The 14,278-nt window shown below is 40.1% G+C and carries 11 protein-coding genes, 2 tRNA genes and 1 rRNA gene; 5 read left to right on the forward strand and 9 right to left on the reverse strand.

Features of this window, described 5'->3' with window-relative positions; all coding sequences use genetic code 11:
* Positions 1 to 60: 60 nt before the first annotated feature.
* Positions 61 to 1,527: a M23 family metallopeptidase gene (locus A3217_RS00095; RefSeq protein WP_066386520.1), complete on the forward strand. Its 1,467-nt coding sequence runs from the start codon at positions 61 to 63 to the stop codon at positions 1,525 to 1,527.
* 16 nt (positions 1,528 to 1,543) lie between these two features.
* Here the strand turns inward: A3217_RS00095 and pseB are convergent, their stop codons facing one another.
* From pseB to A3217_RS00140, 9 genes are all read right to left on the reverse strand, one after another.
* Positions 1,544 to 2,536 (reverse strand): UDP-N-acetylglucosamine 4,6-dehydratase (inverting), encoded by a 993-nt coding sequence (pseB, locus tag A3217_RS00100; RefSeq protein WP_066389628.1) that lies wholly within the window; start codon positions 2,534 to 2,536, stop codon positions 1,544 to 1,546.
* Positions 2,537 to 2,552: 16 nt separating this feature from the next.
* A complete protein-coding gene (gene mrdA / locus A3217_RS00105; protein ID WP_066386522.1) occupies positions 2,553 to 4,334 on the reverse strand; it encodes a penicillin-binding protein 2 in 1,782 nt (593 codons plus the stop codon).
* Positions 4,318 to 4,797, reverse strand: coding sequence for a hypothetical protein (locus A3217_RS00110; RefSeq protein WP_197456890.1), 480 nt, complete (start codon positions 4,795 to 4,797; stop codon positions 4,318 to 4,320). The genes mrdA and A3217_RS00110 overlap by 17 nt, the downstream gene beginning before the upstream one ends.
* A complete protein-coding gene (locus tag A3217_RS00115) occupies positions 4,746 to 5,222 on the reverse strand; it encodes an N-acetyltransferase (protein ID WP_066386525.1) in 477 nt (158 codons plus the stop codon). Before A3217_RS00115 ends, A3217_RS00110 begins: the two co-directional genes overlap by 52 nt.
* Positions 5,215 to 5,883: a ribosome biogenesis GTP-binding protein YihA/YsxC gene (gene yihA / locus A3217_RS00120; RefSeq protein WP_066386527.1), complete on the reverse strand. Its 669-nt coding sequence runs from the start codon at positions 5,881 to 5,883 to the stop codon at positions 5,215 to 5,217. Before yihA ends, A3217_RS00115 begins: the two co-directional genes overlap by 8 nt.
* A complete protein-coding gene (gene rnhA, locus A3217_RS00125) occupies positions 5,883 to 6,305 on the reverse strand; it encodes a ribonuclease HI (protein ID WP_066386530.1) in 423 nt (140 codons plus the stop codon). The genes yihA and rnhA overlap by 1 nt, the downstream gene beginning before the upstream one ends.
* Positions 6,280 to 7,362: a tetratricopeptide repeat protein gene (locus A3217_RS00130; protein ID WP_066386533.1), complete on the reverse strand. Its 1,083-nt coding sequence runs from the start codon at positions 7,360 to 7,362 to the stop codon at positions 6,280 to 6,282. Before A3217_RS00130 ends, rnhA begins: the two co-directional genes overlap by 26 nt.
* Positions 7,363 to 7,370: 8 nt before the next feature.
* Positions 7,371 to 8,198, reverse strand: coding sequence for a peptidylprolyl isomerase (locus A3217_RS00135; RefSeq protein WP_066386535.1), 828 nt, complete (start codon positions 8,196 to 8,198; stop codon positions 7,371 to 7,373).
* Between the two features lie 129 nt (positions 8,199 to 8,327).
* Positions 8,328 to 9,227: a phospholipase A gene (locus A3217_RS00140; protein WP_082807817.1), complete on the reverse strand. Its 900-nt coding sequence runs from the start codon at positions 9,225 to 9,227 to the stop codon at positions 8,328 to 8,330.
* Between the two features lie 231 nt (positions 9,228 to 9,458).
* Here A3217_RS00140 and glmS point away from each other — a divergent pair, with 231 nt between their 5' ends.
* The 4 genes from glmS to A3217_RS00160 all read left to right on the forward strand — a co-directional run bounded on the left by glmS (position 9,459) and on the right by A3217_RS00160 (position 14,087).
* Entirely contained in the window at positions 9,459 to 11,255 is a 1,797-nt protein-coding gene (gene glmS / locus A3217_RS00145) for a glutamine--fructose-6-phosphate transaminase (isomerizing) (RefSeq protein ID WP_066386540.1), read from the forward strand.
* Between the two features lie 521 nt (positions 11,256 to 11,776).
* A 16S ribosomal RNA gene (locus A3217_RS00150) occupies positions 11,777 to 13,275 on the forward strand.
* Between the two features lie 518 nt (positions 13,276 to 13,793).
* Positions 13,794 to 13,870, forward strand: a tRNA-Ile gene (locus A3217_RS00155).
* Positions 13,871 to 14,011: 141 nt separating this feature from the next.
* Positions 14,012 to 14,087, forward strand: a tRNA-Ala gene (locus tag A3217_RS00160).
* The last annotated feature ends 191 nt before the right edge of the window (positions 14,088 to 14,278 follow it).

A 14,278-nucleotide genomic window follows, 5' to 3' on the forward strand; every position in this document is an offset into this window, starting at 1 on the left:
GAGTAAAAGCCTGCAATGCTAACATAAAAACTTAGAATCTAGGCTTAATGAAAGCTTTATATGAGCGTTGCTATAATGAATGCACTTTTTTGCAAAAAAACTGGAGGGCTTGGTGGAATTATGAGAATTATTGGAGTTGTGGTTGCATTGCTTGTTTTATTGGGCGTGGGCTTTGGGCTGAATGTGCTTTTATGTGAGCAAACTAAACCCACTTACTCGCTCAATCTCCCAACACATTGGAATCTAAAAGATGATTTGGTGATTGATTTTAGCGATGAGAGCGGTTTGAGAGGCTATGAGATTGAAATTTTGCTAGATTCTCAAAGCCTTTTTCAAAAAAAAGAAGTGGTGCTAGGGAAGCCAAAAAATCTTTCTATCTCTTTGCCAAAACCACCCACTGAACTAAAAAACGGCACGATTTTGCAGTATAAAATTAAAGTGCGCAATTGGAGTAATGCAAACTTTTTTATCGGCAATAGCGTAACACTTGATATGTTTCTTACCATTGATATGATTGCGCCACGCGTTGAGATTCTCGCGCATTCTCCTAAAATCTCGCGTTCAGGAAGTGCGCTTGTGGTGTTTAAAGTCGAAGATATTGCGCTAGATTCTATTGTTTTAAGTAATGGCAAGGATAAATTTGAAGCCTTTAAATACGAGCCAAAAGCCCTAGATTCTCTCACGCTTCCACCAAACACACAGCTTTTTGCCTCCATCATCGCGTGGCCCTTGAAAAACACCTTTTTTGAGGGGAGTATTACCATCACAGATAAGGCACATAATGCCACTAAAATCCCCATTTCTATCGCTAAAAATCTTTCTGCGCCTTTGCGAAAATCAAATATAAAATTGAAAGAAAATTTTTTAGAATCTAAACTTCCAATGCTTATAGAGCAGATTAGCTCGGTTAGTTTTGAGGATTTTAAAGATGACAAAGAGCGCTTTTTGTTTATCAATGAAACTATACGTAACGAGGATGAGGAAAAAATTATCGAAGCATCAAAATATATCGCCACAGACAAAAGCTATGTTGAGGAATTTGCGCCATTTTATCCGCTTAAAAACGCGCGGGCAGTGGGATTTTTTGGCGATGAGCGCAGTTATTATCTTGGTAGGGATATGGTGAGCGTTACTCATCATATGGGACTTGATTTGGCGAGCGTGAGGAATGCGCCCATTTCTGCAAGTAATGATGGTGTGGTTACACTAAGGCGACATTTAGGATTGCACGGAAATACGATAATAGTGTATCACGGATTTGGGCTTTCATCATTGTATGCACACCTTTCAGATTCTCTAGTGAAGGTTGGTGATACGATTATGCCACAAACTCTGCTAGGCTATACAGGGGAGAGTGGTTGGGCATTTGGTGATCATTTGCATTTAGAAATCTTGGTGCAGGGCTACCCTGTGAGCTTGAATGAATGGATGAGTGCAAAATGGGTGGAGGAAAACATCAATAGCGTTTTTAGGCAATCGCACGAAAAGGTGATAAAGCAGGGTTTGTATTTAATGCGCGATTATTAAGCAAGAGAATCTAAAATCACAAACTTTTTAAGAACTTCTGCAATTGTGTGGAATCTAACCACTGATTGTTTGTGTTGCTCGCGTATTCAAACTCTTCGCTCACAAGATTCCCGCGTAAATTATCGCGCGTGAGTGAGTAATCAATTGGTGTTTGAAAATTGATTGTTGGCATAAGTGTATAAAAGCTTTCAAATTCCACACACAGCCTAGAATCATCTTTTGGAATCATCACTTCGTGTAGCTTTTCTCCCGGGCGGATTCCGATGGTTTTGAGCTTTGCGTTTGGCGCGATAGCACGGGCTAAGTCTTTGATATACATACTTGGGATTTTTGGCACAAAGATTTCTCCGCCGTGCATTCTTTCTAGTGAATCTAGCACAAACTCCACGCCAGAATCTAATGTGATAAAAAATCTGCTCATTTTTTCATCAGTGATTGGAAGCTCATCTGCGCCAGATTCTATAAGCTTTTTAAAAAACGGAATGACAGAGCCTCGCGAGCCTAGCACATTCCCATAGCGCACCACGCTAAATTTACAATCCTGCGCACCTTTGATGTTGTTTGCCGCGATAAACTGCTTATCAGAACAAAGCTTTGTTGCGCCATAGAGATTGATTGGATTTGCGGCTTTGTCTGTGCTTAGGGCGATGATAAAGCGCACATTGTTTTTTAGTGCGGCGTTGATGACATTGCTTGCACCATCGATATTTGTTTTGATACACTCCATCGGGTTGTATTCCGCGATTGGCACATGTTTTAGTGCGGCAGCGTGGATACAAATATCAATGCCATTGAGCGCGACTTCTAGCCTTTTACCATCGCGCACATCTCCGATAAAAAAGCGCATACGCTTATCAGCAAAGGTCTGTGCCATTTCGTATTGTTTAAGCTCATCGCGACTATAAACGACTATTTTTTTGGGATTGTGCTTTTGCAAAATCGTTTGGATAAATTTTTTGCCAAAGCTCCCTGTCCCGCCGGTGATAAGGATATTTTTATTATCGATTATATGCATAGAATCTCCCTTACTTTATGTAGCCTAAATCAACAAGTTTATTGACAATGCTTACTAAAATCGGTCCGCCATTGCCCCCGCCACCGCCGTGTTCTAGCAAAATGGTTATAGCATATTTTGGTTTTTGATAGGGTACAAAGGCAGTAATCCACGCGTGAGAGCGCGAGAAATAATCCATTTCAGATTCTTTTAAACGCACTTTGATGTCTTGAGGGATTCCTGTCACTTGCGCAGTGCCTGTTTTACACGCAATACTAGCCTTAGCACCTCGCGTGCGCCAGTATGCCGTGCCACCATCTGGGGAATTGCACACTTGATACATACCTTTTCTTAGCACCCAAAGTTTTTGTGATTCGTGCTCGCTTAGCACTTCTTTCACTTCATATTCTTTTTCTTCGTCATTAAATGCCTTTGCAAAATGTGGCGTTACAAGTTTGCCTGTGGCGATAAGTGCGGTGTAGCGCGCCACTTGTATGGGTGTAGCGAGAAAATATCCCTGCCCAATGGAAGTGTTAATCAAATCACCACCAACCCAATTTTCACCCTTTACCTTAAGTTTCCATTCAGGTGTAGGCACGACACCACGAGATTCACTAGGAAGGTCAATCCCGCTTTTTTCTCCAAAGCCCATTTGGTGCAACATACTTGCGATATTATTAATCCCAGCCTTTAAAGAGAGTTTGTAAAAATACACATCAACAGAAGCGCGTATGGCTTTGAGCAAATCCGCGCTATTGTGCCCGCATTTCCAATCTCTATATTTACGCCCGCCAAGCTCGATAAAGCAAGGCGTCTCAATAATCGTATTTTCTGTAATATCTGTGTATTCCAAAAAGCTTAGTCCCATAGCCATTTTGATAACCGAGCCCGGAGGATACTGCCCGGAGGTAAATTTATTCACAAGTGGGAGGTGGGGATTTTCAAGCAATTCTTTCCACGCAGGGATACTAATGCCATCGACAAAATCATTCAGATTGTATTCCGGATAACTTCCAGCCGCGAGAATCTCGCCATTTTCCACATCCATTACTACCACAGCACCTTCTTTGTTTTCAAATTCAGAATCTAGCAATTCCTGCAAGTGTAAGTCAATGCTAAGGTTGAGATTATTTTGCTTTAGTGGCGCACCCTCTTCTAAAAGGCAGATTTCTTTGCGCAAGGAGTCTATTTGGCTTACTCGATAGCTTGCTTCACCTTGCAAAAACTCATTATATTGCGCTTCTATGCCGACTTTTCCGATGTTTTTTGTATGGAGAGAAAGGGGATTTTTCTCTATATCTTTTTGGTTTGCTTTTGAAATATAACCAATGATATGTGAGGCGGAAGAAAAGTTTGGATAAAAGCGCTTTTGTGCAGGTGCTATGCTAATGTAAGGGCTTTGCTTGAGATAGGTGTAAGTATGTGCAATTTGCATATAAGTGAGAAAATCCACAATCATAATTTGTGAGTGATTGTAAGAGGTGTTGGCGTGCTTGTAGGTTTTAAGCAATTTTTGAGAATCTAGAAACGGAAAATAGTTTGTGATAAGCTCAATTTGAGATTCTAAAACAGAATCTTTTAAACGCGGGGCAAGGGAGAGGGAAAATCCTAGCTCATTTGTGGCAAGTAACTTGTTGTTTCTGTCTAAAATTTCTCCGCGAATGGGCGTGAGTGTATCGATTTTGGTGGCGTTTTTTTGCGCGTATTTTTCATAATAGTCGTGGTTTATAATTGTCACAGTATAAAGGCGCACGATAACAATGAGCCACACAAGCGCAAAAAGCGCAATCATTATCCTAAATCGAATATTCATAAAAACTCACTAAAACCGTTTCAACCACGAAATAATATACAAGAATAAGTAAATTGATATCAAAATAAGGATTCCCAAAAGATTTAAATGTGATAAATACAAGATACAGTCCAAAATATACAAGCGCGATTTGCAGAATTATCAAAAAGCGTTTTGCGTTGAAAGCGCGTATATATAAAAACACCGCATGGCGCAATACCAAAAACAATATGAGCAAGATTCCAAGTGGCATATCATTGAAAATTTCCACCACAAAAAGCATACTTAGGATAATACAAAAACGCCAGAAATCGTCCTCTTTATCATAATGCACCAAAAGCAAGAAAAAAACCCCAAGTAATGGCGGTAAAAAGCCCAGCAATCCAGCCAAACTCTCATACACAAATAGAGTAATAAAAAGCGCGATATTTTTTAAACTTTGACTATAAGAGCCACCTCGTCGCATATTGGAAAATGTTTGCATTTGATACAATCCGCCCATATTTTATGATTTGGTAATGCTTTGTCTATTATAACAAAACCAAGCTTTTGAAATAATTTTTCTTTGTAGGTTAGCACTAATATTTCGTTTAAACCAAGTTCTTTCGCTTCTTTTTTGACAGATTCTATAAGTGTGCTTGCGATGCCTTTGCCTCGGTGCTTCTCATCTACGATTAAAGAACGCAACTCCCCCAAAGTGCTAGAATATACATATAGCGCACAGAATCCGATGATTTTGCCTTTTTTGTTTTGCTCGCTTGGATTCTCACGCGCGATATGATAAGAGCGGATAGCATTTGCCATCTCATCAATGCTACGCTCTAAAATCACCCCGCGTTCCACCTCCACGCTCACAAGCGCGCGCATTTCCTCAATATCGCTAAGCGTTGGCTTTTGGATACTATACATCGTTTTCCTCTTGTTGTTGGTTTGAAGGCGGCATTTTGCCTAAAACTTTTTGAAAAATCATAAACCGCAACATAGAAACACTAGAAATTTTATGCTGGATTTTTTTGGGTGGATTAATGCTAGAGAGTATCGCACCTTGCGATTTAAGCGTATTTAGCGCGCTTTTGTTTAGCTTATCGGCTTTTGTAAAAATGTTCAAAATCTCTTGGTCACCCCTTTTTATACCTTGCAAAAATTCTAGCACCGCGTCATCTTTGGCTAAATCCACGTGCCTGCTATCGCGTAAAAAGACAAAAAGCTTAATACTATTGCGCCTTTGCAAAAATTCTACCAAATCTCTCTGCCATTTTTCCTGCAAGCTTTTACTTACTTTTGCATAGCCAAATCCGGGTAAATCGATGAATACAAGTTCTTGTGTGGCTTGCGTATTTGTGGGGGATTCTCGTATTTCCCAACGTGTGGAAAAAAAGTTGATGAATTGCGTTTTGCCCGGTGTGCTTGAGCTTTTGGCAAGATTTGCGCCTAAAAGGAGATTAAGAAAGCTAGATTTTCCAACATTACTGCGTCCTAAAAAGGCGATTTCAGAATGCAAGGGGCTTGGGGCTTGTGTGATATTTTGCGCACTTAGCAAAAAATGGGGATTTATGGATAAAACTTGCATTAGGAGAGGAACTTTTGCGCTTGAGATTTTGCTATTGTGTCGCATTCTTCATTAAGCGGGATTCCCGAATGTCCTTTAATCCAATGTGCGCTTACAAAATGCCCTTTGCTTACCTGCAAATACTCGCGCCACAAATCGGGATTTTTAACCTTTACAAAGTCTTTTGCCACCCAATTTTTTAACCAAGTGTTAATCCCCTCGCACACATATTTTGAGTCGCTATAAAGTTCTATTTTGCAAGGTTCTTTGAGTGCTTTTAAGGATTGTATAACGGCTAAAAGTTCCATTCTGTTGTTTGTCGTGTGCGCAACGCCACCGCTTAGCACTTTTTTTGTGCCTTTGTATTCTAAGATTCCACACCAGCCACCAGCACCCGGATTCCCAAGTGCGGAGCCATCACAATAGAGAGTGACTGATTTCATCTTTTTGCTCGATAACCTTGCAGATAAGCTCAAAGCAAAGCAAGGTGTTGCATTTAGGACAGCGATTGCTTTCAAAAGGGAAAATACTTTTGCATTCGCTGCAACGATACTCAAAGTTTAAATCCGCTCTAAAGGCTGAAAATTCCCTTAATACTCTAATGCTTTCTAATTCAAATTTTTCGCACGGCAGACTAGATTCAATATATCCTTTTGCGCGATAAATTTCTAAGATTTTTGGATTGTTCAGTAAGCTTAGCGGGACTTCTTGTTTGGTGCATTTCCAAAAAATATCAAGTAGCTTCTCGATATTTTGCGTGTTTGAAGCCTCCTTTTGATTTAAAACCTCTTCCCAAAACAATGGAAGGTTTATTTCTTTATAGAATCCTAGTATGAGCTTTTGAAGTTGTGGGTGGTTGGAATAGATGTTTTTTAGCTTTGCAATCTTTGCTTCATAGCCTAGTGTAGTGTCATAGAAGGTATTGAGTGCTTGCAAGTAGGCGTAATTTTTTGCAATTTCTTGCAGATATTTTTCATCGCGGATTTGACTTTGATTGCAAATCTCTTCAATGCAGCCAAGCGTCTCAAGCGCGTCTTTGTAAAGCCCAAGATTCTCATAAGTTTTTAGTAAATAGCTTAAAACTTCCTTGTTGCGTGGGTAGTTTTTGATGATTTCTAAAAAGATATTTTTTGCCCTTTGTAAGAATCCTGCTTGAAAATATGCAATTCCTAACGCATAGAGAATCCGTGCCTTTTCTTTGGAATCTTCTAAATTATCAACAATACTTCCATAAATTTTAATCGCTTCTTGTATATTGCCACTTTGGATATAGGCTTGCGCGATAAATTCAAGCGTTGGGATAGGATTCATACTTAGCTTTAAAAACTCTTCCACCCCATCTTTGACGCCCAAATAATCATAAGATTTTTTGAGATTCTCAATCGCACCAAGGCGCTTTTTTTCACGAATTTTGCTACGCAAAAAATCCAAAATCCCCACACTAGCGATAATCACAAAAAGTATGACAACGCCAAAAAGCGGGTCTTTATACCACAGCATTTTTTAGCCTATTCTCGTATATATACGATTTTTGCACTTGCGCGCATTTTGTCAAAATGCTCTTTGATGATGTCTTGCTCTTTTTGCGCGAGTAATTTAGAGTTTATAAACGCTTTTGCCTGCTCAAAACTTAAAAGCGTATTGCCATTTTTTTGCAAAATAAGAAAGCTTATGAGGAGGTCACCAGAATTAAGCACAGGCGTAAATTCACCCTTTGGCGTGGTAACAAAAACTTGCTTGATTTGCGGGCTTAGCGCATCTAGTGCGATTTCTTCTTGTGTTTTTTCCACGCCATCGATGGATTTATTTGGTGCTGCTTGTGCTTTTTGCAAAAGTGTATCACTCCTTGCGCTATAACGCATCACACTTACGCTTGTTGGGATTTCAAATTCTTTTTTGTGCTTTGTGTAGTAGGCAAAAAGCTCATTTTCATCAGTGATACTTACATTTGATGAGAGAATCTTCTGCATGAGCTCGCGCGTTTGGATTTGTTTTTTGATTTCTGCGCGATAGTTTTGGTAGCTTAAGCCTTGTTTTGCGATTTGTGAAATAAGCTCGCTTTTACTCATGCCGCTACTTTGGGCGATTCTTGTGATTTCATCATCGATTTTAAATTCATCAACGCTAATTTTAAAGCGTTGGATTTCATCATCTTTCAAACGCTCATTAATAAGCATATCAATAGCTTGTTCTTTGGTGATTTTAAACTCTTTTTGCGCGGATTTGATTTCATTGAGCGTGATGGCGTGGCTATTTACGCGTATTGCCACACCCGCGATAATTTCAGCATAGCAAATCGCCCCGCACAGAAAAAAAAACAAAAAAGCTGTTTTCATTTTTTCTAAACCCTTTAAAAATAGAAAATATGGTTCGGGATTCTAGCTAATCTTTGATTAAGTAATGGCAAAATTTGCAATCTTTGCTAAAAAATAGCGCGCAAATGTGTGTTTTTAGGATCTAGACTGCTAAAGATTCTGCCACAAGCGCACACCAAGCCCCGCGCGGTTTGAGTGGATATTGTATTCATAGATATTATCGCCATAGCCGTTTGTGTATTGCGCATAAAGTCCAATGTTATGTGTGAGGCGATAGGTGTAGCCGAGTACAAAGCGTGGTTTATAAAAGCTGTAATCCGCCACAATGGGCGTGAGATAGGCTTCAAAAAGATGATTGCCATAATTTGCATAGAGCAAAATATCTGCATAGCCACGATAGCGCGCAAGGTCGGGATTATCGTGTAAAAAGCCTTCCTGATGTAAGCCTGTCCAAATCCACGCATTTATCACCGCACCGACTTTTGCACGCTCGCTAAAATCGTGCTGCAACCTTATACTGCTTAAAAGTTGGTTTTGGGTGCGTGAGCGCAAGGCGCGTTCGCCATTTGAAGTGTGCTTGAAACTGATTCGGATATGACGCAGGGTTTTAGAAGCATCTTCATACGCCCAATAGAGTTCTGGTGAGTAGTCAGTGTCCCTAAATGGGCGAGAATCCGCTTTATTGTAAAGCTGGAAAAATGAAGTTTGCGTGTAGGCAAAAAAGATAAAATATTTTTTATCAATGTTCATGATAGGGATTCTAAAGCTAAATTGATACTTTACTTCATTTGCAATGTTGTTGTCATAGGGCTTGCTTAAGCTGTGATAATAAGGTAGTGCATAGATTGGATTTTGCAAATACAAGCGTCCTAAGAAGCTCTCTGGAATATCATTGCCAAACTCGATTTGTTCTATTAGCGGTGGAGATTCTAAAAGATTTTCAGAATCTGTGCTTTTATCTTTTGTCTGGGCTTGTAAAAGGCTAAAACATAACAATAAAAGAAAGAAACCTACGCGCATACGACCTCTTAAACTATAAAAATATTCCATGTTTTGCCATTGTGGCTTAGTGTTTAAAGAGAAATTTCGTCATTATATTGTAAGATAGCAAATTTTATGTTGAAAAATTTGCATAGAATATCAGAATTCTGTAAGGCTTAAAAAATATTACAGAATCTTAGAGAAATAAAAAAAGGCGGTGTATGCGCACCAAGCGGAGCTAAAGAGAAATTTGCTTTCGCGAAAGTGGTGCATCACAAGATAAGAATTAGGAGCTACAAAATGTGTGGAATCATCGGCTACATAGGTAATAATGAAAAAAAACAAATTATTCTAAATGGTTTAAAAGAGCTTGAATATAGAGGCTATGATAGTGCTGGGCTGGCTATTTTGGCACAAAATGAGATACATAATTTTAAGGCTGTGGGGAAAATTGTCAATTTAGAAAATAAATGTAAAGATTTTAGCTCGCAAGGCTTTGGCATAGGTATAGGACATACACGCTGGGCGACACACGGTAAACCAAGTGAATCTAATGCCCACCCGCATTTCGCGGAATTTAGCAGCGTGGTGCATAATGGAATCATCGAAAACTATATGCAAATCAAACAGGAGCTTGAATCTAGTGGGCATAAATTTGTGAGTCAAACAGATACTGAAGTCATCGTCCATCTTTTTGAGGAGAATCTAAAAGCACATAAAACGCCTATGCAAGCCTTTGAAAAGACTATCGCACGTTTAAGTGGGGCGTATGCGATTTTACTTATCACAAAGGCGGCACCAGATTCTGTCTTTTACGCTAAAAAAGGCTCGCCACTTATCATTGGCAAGGGTGAGGGTACAAATGGGGGGATTTATTTTTCAAGCTCTGATGCGCCACTTATTGGGTTTGCGCAAAGAGTGTGCTATTTGGAAGATGGTGTGGTTGGCTGCATTGATAGTGATGGATTTGAAAGCCTTCAGGGTATTGTCGCGCTCAATGCGACAAAGTCATACGCGCAAAAAGATGGCTTTAGATTCTTTATGGAGAAAGAAATTTACGAACAGCACAAAGTTTTGCTTGAAACAATGATGGGACGCGTGAGCGATGAATTTATCGGATTTGAAGAGGTAGAAAAAGAGTTTTTTGAAGGCATTGATGAAATTACGATTTGCGCGTGTGGGACGAGTTATCATGCGGGCTTGAGCGCGAAATATCTGCTTGAGCGAGAATCAAAGATTAAATGTAATGTGGTGTTTGCGAGTGAATACCGCTATGCAGAACCTGTAATGCGCCGAAATGAACTATTTGTATGTGTTTCACAAAGTGGCGAGACAGCTGATACACTCGAAGCACTCAAACTTGCAAAAAAGAATGGGCTAAAGAGTTTGGCAATTTGCAATGTAGATAATAGCTCGATTGTGCGGGAATCTGATAGGTGTATTCTCACGCGTGCGGGGATTGAAAAAGGTGTGGCAAGTACGAAAGCCTTTGCTACGCAGGTTATGACATTATGGATTCTTAGCGTGTATGTGGGATTTGTGCGTGGAGTGATAAAAAAAGAGGCGTTTATGTCTTATGCGCAGACAATGCTAAAGGCTAGCAAACTCACAAAGGTAGATTCTAAATTGCACGATAGACTAAAGCGCCTATCAAAGCGTTATTTGCATGGGCACGGGTTTTTCTTTATCGGGCGCGATGTGTTTTATCCGCTCGCGCTTGAGGGTGCATTGAAGCTTAAGGAGATTAGCTATTTGCACGCAGAGGGCTATCCGAGTGGAGAGATGAAGCATGGACCGATTGCGCTTGCAGATTCTGAGCTTTTTTGCCTAGCACTTATGCCAAAGCATATTTTGTTTGAAAAGATTAAAAGCAATGTCGAGGAGTTGGGTGCGCGCGATAGCACGATTTGTGCAATTTGTACTGATGAAGTGGAGGGTGCTGATGATATGATTTATATCCCGCACACCGCGCATTATATGGAGGAATTTTATGCGATGATGGTAGTGTTACAACTTTTGGCGTTGGAAATTTCTATTAAGCTTGGCAATGATGTGGATATGCCGAGGAATCTAGCAAAATCTGTGACGGTTGAATGATGCAATTTTGGGATTTTGTTTAGAATCTTGAAAAAATCCCAAAATTCCCTCCTTTCCATAAGCCAATTTTAAGCCTTCCATTTGTAGTATTGCGTTTCCCAAATTCGTTTGGTGTTCTTTTACTTCAAAGTTTAAGTGTTATATAACCTTAATATTTTGGGTAATGATCTTTGAAATCTAAGCAAGAAATAAAGAAGTGAAAACTGAAAGTAACTTTATTATCAAGTTTTTCAATTCTTGTTTCTTAGTAAATCTATTCTCATTTTATGACTTTGAGCTTTTAAGCAAAAAAGTTTGTGATTTAAGAGTGAAACTAAGAGATTAGGACAAATAATCCAAAAAGAGAATCTGAAGTTGTTTTTGTAATTTAAGATTCTAAAAGCTAAGTATTGGGCTTGCTTTTTAGAGTATTGAGATTCTATAAATTGAACTAAGTTTAATTTTAAAGAATTTCAAATACTTTTTAAATTTTTATGGAGAGTTTGCTTACTATAATGATTTAGTTTGTCAAACTCCCCGCTTTTATGGAGAGTTTGATCCTGGCTCAGAGTGAACGCTGGCGGCGTGCCTAATACATGCAAGTCGAACGATGAAGCTTTTAGCTTGCTAGAAGTGGATTAGTGGCGCACGGGTGAGTAACACATAGATAACATGCCCTTTAGTCTGGGATAGCCACTGGAAACGGTGATTAATACTAGATACTCCCTACGGGGGAAAGAATTTCGCTAAAGGATTGGTCTATGTCCTATCAGCTTGTTGGTGAGGTAATGGCTCACCAAGGCTATGACGGGTATCCGGCCTGAGAGGGTGAACGGACACACTGGAACTGAGACACGGTCCAGACTCCTACGGGAGGCAGCAGTAGGGAATATTGCTCAATGGGGGAAACCCTGAAGCAGCAACGCCGCGTGGAGGATGAAGGTTTTAGGATTGTAAACTCCTTTTGTTAGAGAAGATAATGACGGTATCTAACGAATAAGCACCGGCTAACTCCGTGCCAGCAGCCGCGGTAATACGGAGGGTGCAAGCGTTACTCGGAATCACTGGGCGTAAAGAGTGCGCAGGCGGGGTAGCAAGTCAGATGTGAAATGCTAAGGCTTAACCATAGAACTGCATTTGAAACTGCTATTCTAGAGTGTGGGAGAGGTAGGTGGAATTCTTGGTGTAGGGGTAAAATCCGTAGAGATCAAGAGGAATACTCATTGCGAAGGCGACCTACTGGAACATTACTGACGCTCATGCACGAAAGCGTGGGGAGCAAACAGGATTAGATACCCTGGTAGTCCACGCCCTAAACGATGAATGCTAGTTGTTGCCTTGCTTAGACTTGGCAGTAATGCAGCTAACGCATTAAGCATTCCGCCTGGGGAGTACGGTCGCAAGATTAAAACTCAAAGGAATAGACGGGGACCCGCACAAGCGGTGGAGCATGTGGTTTAATTCGAAGATACGCGAAGAACCTTACCTAGGCTTGACATTGATAGAATCTGCTAGAGATAGTGGAGTGCCACTTTTGTGGAGCTTGAAAACAGGTGCTGCACGGCTGTCGTCAGCTCGTGTCGTGAGATGTTGGGTTAAGTCCCGCAACGAGCGCAACCCTCGTCCTTAGTTGCTAGCAGTTCGGCTGAGCACTCTAAGGAGACTGCCTTCGTAAGGAGGAGGAAGGTGAGGATGACGTCAAGTCATCATGGCCCTTACGCCTAGGGCTACACACGTGCTACAATGGGATGTACAAAGAGATGCAATAGTGTGAGCTGGAGCCAATCTCTAAAACATCTCTCAGTTCGGATTGTAGTCTGCAACTCGACTACATGAAGCTGGAATCGCTAGTAATCGCAAATCAGCAATGTTGCGGTGAATACGTTCCCGGGTCTTGTACTCACCGCCCGTCACACCATGGGAGTTGTATTTGCCTTAAGTCGGAATGCTAAACTGGCTACCGCCCACGGCAGATGCAGCGACTGGGGTGAAGTCGTAACAAGGTAACCGTAGGTGAACCTGCGGTTGGATCACCTCCTTTCTAGAGATATGTTTGGCTAATTCGTTTTATCCAAACCATAACCTAAAATATCAATGAGAAAGAGTTATGAGGTTAGAGCTTCTTTATTCTTGCTTAGTTTTCAGAGATCACCAAAATACAAAGTGTTTGAAACTTAGATAAAAGATTGTTAAAAGTGTATAAGCAAGGTAGATTCTTAAAAATCGATTGAACTCACTTAACTGTGTGATTGAGATTTATAAGAATCTAAGAGACCAACACAAATAAAGTGTAAGATTGCGATTCTATTTTTCTTTAGAGGAAATTTTCTTTGTAGTGAGGGGAAATTTTAAAAACTGCTAGGAGTTACCCAAGCAGTAAGGGCTAAAATTTTAAAATTCTAGTGTAGAGCTAGTATAGAGAAAGAATAGTTTGCAAAAAAAGTCCTTGCAGATGAGAGATTGAGGCTATGATTTGCGAATAAGGAGATAAGACATAAAGTCTATCGATGTGGTGAGCAAGAAATTCCTTGATGTATCGCTGTAAGTTAGATTTTAGAGGGGCTTATAGCTCAGGTGGTTAGAGCGCACCCCTGATAAGGGTGAGGTCGGAGGTTCAAGTCCTCCTAAGCCCACCAAAAATTGTTCTTTTTGATGCTTTTGCAGAGCATTAGAAATTTTTTCGGTCATTGCCTATTAGGCAACTCCTTTCAAAAATTTCTAATAACAACTACAAATGTCATTCAAAAATAACTAATTTTATTTCTTATCTTAAATTTGGGGAATTAGCTCAGCTGGTAGAGCGCCTGCTTTGCACGCAGGAGGTCAGCGGTTCGATCCCGCTATTCTCCACCATAGGTTTTTATTTTACTTTGTATCAAACCTTGCTTTAATAATCTTTTATTGCTAAAGTTTTGAATACTTTACAAAAAGGTCTTTATGCAAAGACTTAGGTTTTATGTAAGGTTGCACTCTTTAAATATGAAGTTGTTTGGTTTTTAAAGTTTAATGAGAGACTTAACTTGAATATAAGCTTCTCATTAGAC

Origin of the sequence: Helicobacter himalayensis, from assembly GCF_001602095.1 — a bacterium.
GTDB classification, from domain to species: Bacteria; Campylobacterota; Campylobacteria; order Campylobacterales; family Helicobacteraceae; genus Helicobacter_F; species Helicobacter_F himalayensis.

Bases quoted from the DNA above. Each gene is read 5' to 3' on its own strand.
- A3217_RS00095 (WP_066386520.1), top strand. From the start codon at position 61: ATGAGCGTTGCTATAATGAATGCACTTTTTTGCAAAAAAACTGGAGGG.
- mrdA (WP_066386522.1), bottom strand. From the start codon at position 4,334: ATGAATATTCGATTTAGGATAATGATTGCGCTTTTTGCGCTTGTGTGG.
- A3217_RS00110 (WP_197456890.1), bottom strand. From the start codon at position 4,797: ATGCAAACATTTTCCAATATGCGACGAGGTGGCTCTTATAGTCAAAGT.
- A3217_RS00115 (WP_066386525.1), bottom strand. From the start codon at position 5,222: ATGTATAGTATCCAAAAGCCAACGCTTAGCGATATTGAGGAAATGCGC.
- yihA (WP_066386527.1), bottom strand. From the start codon at position 5,883: ATGCAAGTTTTATCCATAAATCCCCATTTTTTGCTAAGTGCGCAAAAT.
- rnhA (WP_066386530.1), bottom strand. From the start codon at position 6,305: ATGAAATCAGTCACTCTCTATTGTGATGGCTCCGCACTTGGGAATCCG.
- A3217_RS00130 (WP_066386533.1), bottom strand. From the start codon at position 7,362: ATGCTGTGGTATAAAGACCCGCTTTTTGGCGTTGTCATACTTTTTGTG.
- A3217_RS00135 (WP_066386535.1), bottom strand. From the start codon at position 8,198: ATGAAAACAGCTTTTTTGTTTTTTTTTCTGTGCGGGGCGATTTGCTAT.
- A3217_RS00140 (WP_082807817.1), bottom strand. From the start codon at position 9,227: ATGGAATATTTTTATAGTTTAAGAGGTCGTATGCGCGTAGGTTTCTTT.
- glmS (WP_066386540.1), top strand. From the start codon at position 9,459: ATGTGTGGAATCATCGGCTACATAGGTAATAATGAAAAAAAACAAATT.